General features: G+C 41.8%; 10 protein-coding genes. 2 read left to right on the top strand and 8 right to left on the bottom strand.

The window, feature by feature from the left end; genetic code table 11:
• Positions 1-352: 352 nt before the first annotated feature.
• From HUJ21_RS10480 to HUJ21_RS10465, 4 genes are read right to left on the bottom strand one after another with little or no spacing between them, the layout of a single operon-like run.
• The gene (locus tag HUJ21_RS10480; RefSeq protein WP_291369521.1) at positions 353-985 is read right to left on the bottom strand and encodes an NAD(P)H-dependent oxidoreductase; all 633 of its coding nucleotides are present in this window, start codon (positions 983-985) and stop codon (positions 353-355) included.
• Positions 986-999: 14 nt separating this feature from the next.
• Complete coding sequence (locus tag HUJ21_RS10475) at positions 1,000-1,710, bottom strand: GNAT family N-acetyltransferase (RefSeq protein ID WP_291369519.1); 711 nt, start codon at positions 1,708-1,710, stop codon at positions 1,000-1,002.
• Positions 1,711-1,717: 7 nt separating this feature from the next.
• Positions 1,718-2,164 carry a DMT family transporter gene (locus HUJ21_RS10470; RefSeq protein WP_291369517.1) on the bottom strand — a complete coding sequence of 149 codons (447 nt, stop codon included), beginning with the start codon at positions 2,162-2,164 and terminating at the stop codon, positions 1,718-1,720.
• A 7-nt stretch (positions 2,165-2,171) separates the two neighbouring features.
• Positions 2,172-3,155, bottom strand: a complete 984-nt coding sequence (locus HUJ21_RS10465; RefSeq protein ID WP_291369515.1) for a cyclase family protein — start codon at positions 3,153-3,155, stop codon at positions 2,172-2,174.
• 101 nt (positions 3,156-3,256) lie between these two features.
• Between HUJ21_RS10465 and HUJ21_RS10460 the strand changes: the two genes are divergently transcribed.
• Positions 3,257-3,835 carry a Crp/Fnr family transcriptional regulator gene (locus HUJ21_RS10460; protein WP_291369513.1) on the top strand — a complete coding sequence of 193 codons (579 nt, stop codon included), beginning with the start codon at positions 3,257-3,259 and terminating at the stop codon, positions 3,833-3,835.
• A gap of 62 nt (positions 3,836-3,897) precedes the next feature.
• Here HUJ21_RS10460 and HUJ21_RS10455 read toward each other — a convergent pair whose 3' ends face one another.
• From HUJ21_RS10455 to HUJ21_RS10440, 4 genes are all read right to left on the bottom strand, one after another.
• The gene (locus HUJ21_RS10455; RefSeq protein WP_291369510.1) at positions 3,898-4,302 is read right to left on the bottom strand and encodes a nucleoside hydrolase-like domain-containing protein; all 405 of its coding nucleotides are present in this window, start codon (positions 4,300-4,302) and stop codon (positions 3,898-3,900) included.
• 132 nt (positions 4,303-4,434) lie between these two features.
• The gene (locus HUJ21_RS10450) at positions 4,435-4,806 is read right to left on the bottom strand and encodes a hypothetical protein (protein WP_291369508.1); all 372 of its coding nucleotides are present in this window, start codon (positions 4,804-4,806) and stop codon (positions 4,435-4,437) included.
• Positions 4,807-5,118: 312 nt separating this feature from the next.
• Positions 5,119-5,784 carry a hypothetical protein gene (locus tag HUJ21_RS10445; protein ID WP_291369506.1) on the bottom strand — a complete coding sequence of 222 codons (666 nt, stop codon included), beginning with the start codon at positions 5,782-5,784 and terminating at the stop codon, positions 5,119-5,121.
• A gap of 44 nt (positions 5,785-5,828) precedes the next feature.
• On the bottom strand, positions 5,829-7,124 hold the full coding sequence (locus HUJ21_RS10440) for a nucleoside hydrolase-like domain-containing protein (RefSeq protein WP_291369505.1): 1,296 nt from the start codon (positions 7,122-7,124) through the stop codon (positions 5,829-5,831).
• 524 nt (positions 7,125-7,648) lie between these two features.
• Between HUJ21_RS10440 and HUJ21_RS10435 the strand changes: the two genes are divergently transcribed.
• A complete protein-coding gene (locus tag HUJ21_RS10435; protein ID WP_291369503.1) occupies positions 7,649-11,029 on the top strand; it encodes a TonB-dependent receptor in 3,381 nt (1,126 codons plus the stop codon).
• Positions 11,030-11,032 lie beyond the last annotated feature (3 nt).

Genomic DNA, 11,032 nt, shown 5'->3' with positions numbered 1-11,032 from the left:
TTATTGTTTATCAGTGCTACGAAATATTGGAGATTCAAACTTTTCCGAATATTCCGGAAAAATAGCCGCATAAAAAAGGCTGCCCTTTTCGGACAGCCTCCGTTCCATTAACCATTGATAAGCTTGTTCAATAAAATTACTTGGGATTAGGAAGACAAAATGATAGTGTGAAGAAGACCCAACAGGGGCTGTTTCAAAAACCAATTCCGAAAACCCCACACGGAAACCAAACTCGTTTTCATTTCTGAAAAGAAGCTCAAACCCCAGTTTCTCATGATAAAACCATAGCGTTTCTTCCAGGTTTCCACTTTGAAAAACCAGCTTCTATATTTCCATCGGTTTCCTTTTTTTATCAAATTATCTCAAATAGCTCCTCTTTGCTTCTCCTGACTTTCTTCCGAAACTGTGCCGAATCATTAGCTGCACGAAACCCTACAGGCGCCACTAAAACTGCATGCAAACCCTGTTCTCGTAATCCTAAAATCTGATCATATTTATCAGCTTCAAAACCTTCCATAGGACAGGCATCCAGTTTAAGTTCTGCGGCTGCAATCAACAGGTTATTCATGGCCAAATAGACCTGTTTTTCCGACCAAGCCTGTCTCTTTGACTCTTCCATTTGGTTAACACTTTCTTTGATAGTTTCTCCATAAGCTAAAATTCCGGTTTTTTTGGATTCATCTATTCCGTCTTGCAAAAGGTTGATGAAAGAATCGATACCTTCGGTGAAGTGTTGGTTGTAACTGCAAAAAACAAATAGATGAGAAGCATCCATGATTTGAGACTGATCCCAGGAAGCTTCCCGAAGCAGTTTCTTGACTTTCGGGTCTTCAATAATCAAAACTTTGTACAGTTGAAGACCATAGGAGGAAACTGACAGCCTAATGGCCTCCTGAAGCAGTTCTAAACTGTCCGAATCAATTTTCTTTTGCGGGTCAAATTTCTTTGTGGCATATCGCCAATTCAATGTTTCTATCAAATTCATTTCTTTTTCTTTTTTTATCGTTTGTAAAACCTGATTTTAAAATCAGAATGAAAGCCATATTTCATATACAAGCCCAAGCCCATGGCGGAAGCTTGAAGGATAGCCCTAATTGATTCTGTTTTTTTGATTTCTGAAAGGGTAGCTTTAAATAGCTGACTTGCCAAACCCTGCCCCCGAAAAGCAGGAGCAATGCCTATGGAATAAATCCCCGCAATTCCTGCTGAGTCTATGAAAACCATACTGGTCCCAATGGGCTTTCCTTTAAACCAAGCCGTGTAGAAATGAACCTTTTCTTTCAAGGCAAGAACAGTAGGGGAAAGAATTTCATATCCAAAGGCATCGAAGAAAACCCTAGACCAAGTAATAGCTTCTTCAGCTGTATTGATCTTTTTCAGAATGACATCCAGTTGATCTGAATGAGAAAAATTTTTTAAATCACCAGACATTCCAATTAATTCCATTGTGGGTTGAAAGCCAATTTCAGTCAATAATTCTTCTTGTATTCCTTCTTCCCAAAGGGCAAAGCTTAACGCTTTTCCCTTTCCAATTGAGTTAAGAATCTCAAGCTTTTCTGGAGTCAATACCCCCTCTACCCATAGTTTATTGGGCCAATCACCGATGCTTGCTATACCTGAGAAGACGCCCTTTTCTGAAACCAATTTTCCAGAACTAAGCCCTCCCAGTTTCCAGAGCTCGGTGAGATTGAAAATATTTTGATGTTGCATCTTTTGACTAAGATTTGGTCAAGGAAACAGAAAATATCATCAGTGCAATTCCCATTAATCTCTTTAGGGTAATGGGTTCAACAGGCAAACCCCACCATCCAAAATGACTGGCGACTCCTGCAAAAATCAATTGGCCGCTCAATCCATAGGCCACGGTAGTAGCGATGCCGATTTTGGGAATCACATAGTAGAATGAAGTAATTGCAAGAAAACTGAGAATACCACCGGCGAACAACAAATACATGGGGACCGCTTGTAGCTTACTCAAAGCAGGAAGATTTTGGGAAGCAAAAAGCAAGACCAGAACCGCTAAACCCCCGCTTACAAGGAGATTGATCGAGGATGCCAAAAGCGCATTATCAAGCCTAACACCGAGCTGGGCATTTAAACTTCCCTGCATGACAATGAGAATCCCAACGCCAAATGCCAATCCTATCAACTGAAGATTTTCCATAACCAGGCTATTTTATTGGGATTGCAATTGGTCGCATGGGAGCAGCTGAAGCACCTCTTAACTTTAAAGAAGTTCCGATGAAGGCAAATTCATAGACTCCATCTTCAGCGAGACTTTCCAGATTCATTTGCTCAATAAACATCACCCCCTTCTCAGCCAACAAATAGGTATGGACAGGTACCCAATTATCCTCACGCTCAGGAGGAAACGCCTCAAAACTTAAATTATCTGCGCCAAGTAGCATTATTCCCTGATCTTCTACGAGCCATTTTACAGCATCCAAATTGATCCCGGGATACTGATCGAGATATTTGGTTGCCTGCTCATAGTGCCGAGCTTGCCCAGTTCGGATTAGGACAATATCACCTCTCTGTAAGCTCACACCTTGTTTTGCCAAAGCCTCTTTCAGATCAGAGGAGTCAATTCTGTAATTATCAGGAAGTTGATCTACTTGTTTCAAAACCAGAATATCAATTAGGACTCCCCTACCAATAACAGGAGGGATAGTCTCAGCACCGGTTTTTTTCCAGCCTTTATCCCCTAAAAAATCGTCAGCAGAAAAGCCATTCCATACTTTTCCATTCAGCCCAAAATGGTTGAGCGCATCGATATGGGTACCCATATGGGTATACATGGAAATGGCATCCCCCGTATAGCTCACTTTGGAATTCATGGCCTCCCCTAACCCATTGGGATTATCAGTCAGGGTACCTTTAGGAGTATGGGTCATCCAGAACTGGTAGGCGGGATCTCCTAAGGCATGAAAGCTCGGCATGCCCACAAAGTACTCCACACTTAAATCATAGATCTTACCAGAACTAATTCGACTTAATACCTCCAAGCGACTTTGCTCGGTCATTAAGTTGAGCGTCCCGATTTCATCTTCAGGTCCCCAGGGACTTTTCCCAACCCTTTCAGAAGAAATATCCTGAGCTAGCCCTATTCCCACCTGACAGGTAAGAAAATAGGAAATGATCATCCACTTTTTCATGTTATATGCATTTTTTGGTTTATAATTACCTTTCAAAGGTCCGCCAATTACAATCCCTGTCGAATGACCTTGATTAAGACTTTCACTTAACCTAGATCAAGATGGAACCTGAACTCCTTTGGCAAAGTCTGGAAAAGCATATTGTACTATCTGATTCAGAGAAATCGTTAATTCTTTCAAAACTCAGCACCCGCAAATTCAAAAGGGGTCAATTTTTGGTATTTGCCGGGGGAAAAAGCAAAGTGACCAATTTCGTACTGGATGGATCGGTCATGGCCTACTTTACCGATGCCAAAGGAACAGACCATATTATCCAATTTGCATTTGAGGGCTGGTGGATCAGTGATTTGAAAAGTTTCATTACGCAAGGGGAAGCCATTTTCAATGTTCAGGCTTTGGAAGAAAGTACCGTTTTGGAGCTTTCCTATGAAGATTTGGAGGAGCTGTATGCACAAATTCCTCAACTGGAGCGATTCTTTCGAATCATCACCCAACGTGCTTTTGTGTCTTTTCAAGAGCGGATTTTAGAGACCATCAGCCAGTCTGGTGAGGAGCGATATCGCGCTTTTCATGAAAAGTTCAGGAAATACGAAACCCGAATTCCCCAAAAACTGGTTGCCTCCTACCTTGGAGTTACACCAGAGTTTTTTAGCCGGATGAAAAAGAAAATGGATTGGTGAAACCCATACCTACCAATACTCCGTTATTCTGAAAATTTTTCCATCCTTAAACTCAAAAACAGTCAATTCTCCATCATCTTCTTGAGGATCTGGATTGGTTTGGGATACATACCTTTTGCTGACAGCCAAAGCATCTTTTCCGGATATGACCGAAAACACAGGGATGTCATAAATGCTACCATCATAGTATCCTCGTATGCATCGATTGCTGTATGAATAAGACCCATAAAATTCTCCCGGGTTTTATCCAAACTCCATCCGGTAGTAAAAATCAAGGCTTCAATCTTTAAGAGATCAGCATGTGCCATCAAACGAACAAGTGATTCATTGTCATCGGTTTCCCAAGTGGAAACGTCAGTCAAAACCACTATTCTCGGCTTTGAAGGAGCTTTCTTTATACCTTCCTGAGCAAAAAGATTATTGGAGAGGAATAGTATAAGAAATAGAGAAAGATTTACTTTTTTCATGATTTGAAGCCCCTCAGTGGAGTTGAGTATCCACAGCTATAATTAAAATCTGATTTGGGTTTAATCGGGCGTTTAAATATTCCTGATCGGTTACTATTTGATTGAATTCAAATACATTTCCAGCATATTATATCATTCTTGAAGCAGAATTCGGTCTTCCGGATCCTGGGGATCTAGATTAATTGCTTTTTCCCATTCATCGGGTATTCCATCTTGGTCGGAGTTTTTTGGTGCTGGCAAACTGATCAATTCAGGCCAACCGCCAACATCATTTTGAGTATCTATAATTCCTGACTTTTTAGTAGGGTCAGATAAGGTTTGTTTTTGTCTATAGGTAGCGCCTTCGTATGTTGCAAATCCACCTTTCGTCTCATTGACTATCCGGGTATTCACTTTATCTGTTTTGGGCAATGCAGCACCAGCATTCTCAAGAACTAAGTTAAATGCCTCTTCTGCGATTTGTTGATGGATAGGCATAGCATTCCATGGTTTTTCAAGTTTCACGAATTTCAAGTTTTCATCTCCACCTTGAGGCTGAACTCCACCGTCCCAATTGTTGGAAGTGACTTTTGCGTTTCCTTACATCACATTATCAGCTATATACCATTGGCCAAAGTCACTAGTTGAATTTCACATTGTTGGGTTGGCTAGTCTATGACGAAGCTCACCTGGCTCGGTAGCTGGCCCTGGTTTGTAATAGTTAGCAACCATAATGATGGTAGAAAATGCAAATTTTGGATTATTGACCTGCTGGTTTTCTCCTCCGTAAGTGCTGTCATACCCCCAGTTTTAGACTACATTATTTCGATAATCCGTTTATCCTGAACCTGAAGCCATTCTTGGATTTCGGCTACCATGATGGGTAAGAAGATTATGGTGATAACTACTATAATTAGAACCCCATATTCCTCCGAACCCATGAGCTCCTTTTATATGATTAGAGTTGTACATGCTTTCCGAAATAATGCTCCTCTGGACCGTAATACTATCACAATGGTAAATTGACATGGTTTCATCTACACTCCAGCTTGCAGAATTATGGTCTAAAATAATATGCTTGGTATATCTGCTGGAAATAGCATCGGTATCATCACCTGATTCATTCCCCAGCCTTACCCTCAAATACCGGATGATCACATGATCAGTATCGATCATGAGGGGGTGCTTTTTAATAGAAATCCCATCTCCGGGAGCTGTTTGGCTAGCAATGGTAATATAGGGTTTTTTGATGCGCAGAGGACTTTCCAAAGCGATCGTTCCAGAAACTCTAAAGACTATAGTCCGAGGCTCGGTAGTCTCAACTGCATCCCTTAAGCTTCCCTCTCCACTATCATCCAGATTGGTGATTTCATACACAGTCCCTCCCCGACCGACTTTGGAATACTTTCGGTATCCTTCAGCAGTGGTAAAGGCAAGTTGCTGAGAGAAGGCAGGGCTAAAGACAATTATATTTAACACGACCATTAAACTGATGCTTTTCATAATTAAGGTGTAGGATTAATGGTTTGATTTTGAAATAGCTGCAATTACTTTTCGAGCCATTTCCACCGCGCTGCCCAGTCCGTTAAAAACTCCCGTCTGTATTTTGAGATGGTTTTTGCTCCTTGCTGATCCTCGATATAAAGTCCTGGATTTTGCCGGTCACTGTACCAATTAGAACCTAGTTGATAATCATCTGAAGTAGCTTTACCCGGCCAGGGCACTATACTGACATATGCTCCTTCCAGTCCATCCAATTCAGCGATGTCACTACTAGTTTTATAAGTTCCGGTTTCAGGTTTTTTAGAGGAGTATTTAACTCCATAAGTTCCTTTTCCAAGATAATATCCTGGCCATGTTTGATTTTGAATTTCTATTTCGAACACTACAGAATCCTCAGGAATAGTTATTTCTGGCCCTTCAAATCTCCACTCAATAGTGGAATATGCCGCCACGGTATCTTCCACTGTACTTCCACCCATGAAAACATTTCTGGAACTACGATCGATCTTTTCAAAACTTCCTCCCCAGCTTTCTCCTGCAGGGTCATTAGGTTCTCCATTCATAAGGTAAACCAGGGATGGAGTATCGCCCATTTTTAGGTTACCTTCATAATATTTGATGAAATCCTTCCCCAATGCTCCCCGTCCTTGAATGTAATTTTCATAATAAGCATCTCCTCCCAAATCATCAGGAGAATCATTATCCATAAACCATCCTCTGTACGTTGAATTTGCCTCGATCATCCAGAGGTCCGGGTGATGTTCTGCGATATAAGAATAGGCATTGATACTCCATTTCTTGTTTGGACCTCCGATCCAATAAACCTTGATATTTTCTTTGATTTCAGGAGCATCATGGAGTGCTTGCGCCAGGTCCTCAATCCCTCCCCAAACCAAAACCCAAAGAGGTTGATCTATTTCCTTCTTGGCACAGTTAATAATCCATTCTGATCCTTCGGTTGGAGTAGTGAATCCTTTGAAAGGTGCCGCGTCTTTTTGCCCTTGCTTGGTTATTTCTCTCAGAGATTTTGGAGTCGGAAGTGACGGGGCATGGGAATGGAGTTGGCTGTAATCCCTTTCATATAAATCAATCATGTCCTGAAAATCCGTTGTAGAACCTTCTCCATAAGGTGATGAAACCAAGCCTTCCAACTGAAATCGATCTGCGTGCATCAACAAGTGAATCATGGACTGAAAGTCATCAGGATCAGTTCCACCAATGTCCGAACTGATTAATACCCTGGGTATGGCAGATTCCTTTAGTTGTTCATTGCAGCTTATAAGTCCGGCAAAAAAGAATAATCCGGCCAAAGCTGATAGTATAGTCTTATTGAATTTCATCTGTTTATAATTTGATTTTTAGCTGTCAGATGCCTGCCTGTCCGGTAAGCGGGCTCGATTTCATGTGTTTATTATTTGTTTTAAAAGGTGAGATACCTGCCCGTCCGGAAGGCAGGCTCAAATTCATGTATTAATTTGGGAAGTAGCCATCTAAGTAGCCATAATATTACATGAGATCACCATTTAACAAAATAGTTTTTTTTCTTTTTTTTAAAAATATTTTAACTAATATTGCCAACACTAAAATAGAACGGCAATATTTTTCATGTTTGTATTTTATACGTTTCCGTCCTATTGAATTTCTGAAAAGACAGATTAGCACATATCCAGTTTCCATCCGGATGGAGCAAGGGTGTGTTATCCGGGAGGTTTTAGTATTTTTAATTAAAAGAGAAATGTTCAATTATGGTTACAAAAAAAGCATAAAAAGTAATACCGGCACTCTTAACGAAATTTAAAAGTTTTTCAAATGTCCGAAATAGAGGGCATCATTTCATTATTTGATTAACAACAACCCAATATTTATGAAAAAAAGAATCCCAATCCTCTCAGCGAGGATAGGGAAAGCCTCATTTGGCATGGCAATGGTCTTGCTTTTTGCGACCAATGCTAGCGCCCAGGAAATGGCTTTCGCTACACCTCCCATTCCTAAAAATGCTTCCGTTTTTGGAATGGATTTTACAACAAGTAATCCAGCATTAACATCAACAGCTATGTCAATTACCAGGTCAAATAAGGTGGCTGATGTGGTAATCCAGGGAACGGTCGTGGACAATGAAGGCCTATCCCTTCCCGGAGTGACGGTGACCGTTCCTGGCACTACCTATGGAACTGTTACCGACCTGGACGGAAATTATTCCATTACGGTTCCGGAAGGTTCTACCCTTGTTTTCTCTTTTATAGGTTTTGAAAGCCAATCGGTGGTCGTGGGGAATAAAAGCACCATCGATGTAACCTTGAATGAAGAATTGTCTGCCTTAGATGAAGTAGTGGTCATTGGTTATGGAACCCAAGAAAGAAGGGATATTTCCACGGCCATTTCATCGGTTTCTTCAGAAGATCTCAAAGACAGGCCAAACTCAAACTTTGCCCAATCCATTCAGGGCAGGATGGCCGGTGTTAGGGTTTCAAACAACAATACCGCTCCTGGTGGTGGTTCAAATATCGTGATCAGGGGTGTAAGCTCCATCAATGCCAGTAATAGTCCATTGATCGTTATTGACGGGTTCCCCATAAAAGAGGGTTATAATAAAACAGAAAACCCATTAAACTCCATTAACCCTTCAGATATTGAATCCATTGAGGTATTGAAAGATGCTTCTTCCAGTGCCATTTATGGTACACAGGCTGCAAATGGTGTGATTTTGGTAACTACAAAAAAGGGAAAATCCGGAAAACCCACCATTTCAGTGAATGCCAGTTCAGGCATTCAATCGATGCTTAACAAGGTGGATGTGTTGAATAGAGATCAATTTTTGCAAATGATGGATGAATCCAGGGCAGCGGCGTACATCATTGAGGATCCCAATTTTGGCACCAATAATCCTGAAGCCCCTCTATGGCAATGGACGGATTCTGACGAAACCAGGATTTCCAACTGGAGAAACTTTTCCAGAAACAAAGAAGGCATGCAGGATCCCTACGAAATGTTCTATAGATGGATCACCGTTACCGACACCACCAAAAACAGCCCTCATGATACCGACTGGCAGGATGTGATCAGTCGAATGGGACGGGTGGATGATATCCAACTTTCTGCGGCAGGCGGTACTGACAATGTAAACTATAGGATATCCGGTGGCTATTTCGGCCAGGAAGGGATTATCAAGGCTTCAGGGTATGAACGTTTCTCCATGAGAGCCAATATAGACATGAAGGTAAACGAATGGTTAAAGTTAGGCCTTATGCTTGCTCCGTCCATTGAAACGACTGATGTTTTGTCCAATACGGAAGGTGGTGCCAGCAACAATCCTTTTTACAATGCACTGGCTTTACCTCCCATTTGGGCGCCTACGGATGAAAACGGTGTCCCACATTATTATGGTACTGAATCGACGTACGAAAACCCTTGGTTTTGGAATTTGGATTTTGCTGTTAACCCATTGTCCACCTTCAAGATCAAGGATACTAGAAAAACCATCAAAAACCTGGCAACGCTATATGGTGAATTCAGGCTTTTAGAAGACCTGACATTCCGGTCAGAGTTTCATACGCAGATCAGGTTCTGGGAAAGGGATTATTTTCTTCCCAACTCAATGCCCACTACCCAACAACCTTTCTCCAGGTCGAGGGGTATCCATCAAATGAACAATCACTTCATGTGGAATTCCCAAAACTTCCTGACTTATGCCAAGAAATTCAGCAACCATTCCCTGAATGCCATGATGGGATACTCTGTAGATGAAGCAATTTATAGGAGTTCCTATATGAACAAATATGATTATCCCACAGATTTAGTCCCTACCCTTAATCAGGGTGTTACCGTCGTAGACGGACAAAATGATGCGAGGACAAATCAGTCCCGTGAAACCATGATTGGTAGTTTTGCCAGGGTAATGTATAATTATGATAGCAAATACTATTTTACAGGCAGTATCCGTCGTGATGGCTCTTCCAAGTTTGGTGAAGATAATAAGTGGGGAGTATTCCCTTCCTTTTCCGTCGCCTGGCGTGCTTCAGATGAAGGTTTCTTTGATCCCTTGAGACGATATATTAGCGATCTGAAAATCCGTGGTGGCTGGGGTGTGATTGGTAATGCCGGAATCAGCAATTACCTTGCGCTAAGTACTTTGAATTCAGGTGCTTATGTATTGGGTTCGGGTTCTACTATTTCCCCTTCTTATGTAGATGGTAAGGTAGCCAACCCCTCTCTGGGGTGGGAAGAAACCACTGATTATGGTATTGGGACCGACCTGGAAATATTAGACAGCAGGGTGATGTTCAGTGTGGATTACTTCTACCGGCAGACCGACAACATGTTATTTAATATGCCGTTGCCGATCGTTACCGGTTTTGGTTCTTACATGGCCAATGTGGGCTCTATGCGAAACAGGGGATTTGAATATTCCATTACCACCCGAAATGTTACCGGGCTGTTTAACTGGAGAACCAGTGCCAATTTATCCTATTACCGCAACAGGGTCTTGGATCTCGGAAAAGACAAACGTCCCATCATCACCAACAATGGCTATACAAGCGAAGGCAGACCATTGGCAGGTATCTGGGGCTATTACAATCTCGGCGCATTCGATGATTGGGAAGATGTAAAAACTTCCCCTATTTTCAATCCTCAGCAGTCTATATGGGCTAACAGGTCCAATCCGGGAACACCCAAGGCGGCAGATGTGAATGGAGACGGTATCCTTTCTGCGGCCGATCAGACCGTTATTGGCCAGAATAATCCCGATTTTGTGTGGGGTATGACCAATGATTTCGGCTATAAAAATTTCGATCTTTCGGTTCAGGTAAATGGAGTACAAGGTGGTGACCTCTCTATGGTGGAATTTGAAAGCATGCTGGGAAGAGGGGGAGGAAGAAGAAGTATGACCGTTGAATATTTTGAAAATTATTGGAGGCCTAACCAAACTGATGCGATATATGCTACTCCAATCAGAAAAAGTTCCGATGGGGCCAGCGCTTCGGGAAGTTTGGTTTTCAAAGGTACTTACGTAAACATTCAGAACGTGATTTTGGGTTATACTTTGCCCAATAAAATTGCCAGCAGAGCCAAGATCGCCAATCTACGTATGTACCTGAGCGTACAAAATGCGTTTTTCTTTACTCAATATCCAGGCTATAACCCAGAGGTAAACTTTCAGGGGAATTCTGCACTTTCTCAGGGAATCGACCGTGGTGCCTATCCCCTGGCAAGGACTATTTCTTTTGGAATCAATTTATCTTTATAAAAA

It is taken from the genome of Cyclobacterium sp., from assembly GCF_014762705.1.
Classification (GTDB): Bacteria; Bacteroidota; Bacteroidia; order Cytophagales; family Cyclobacteriaceae; genus Cyclobacterium.
The sequence above is the reverse complement of the archived record's forward strand: the minus strand, read 5'-3'. Positions and strand labels throughout refer to the sequence as shown.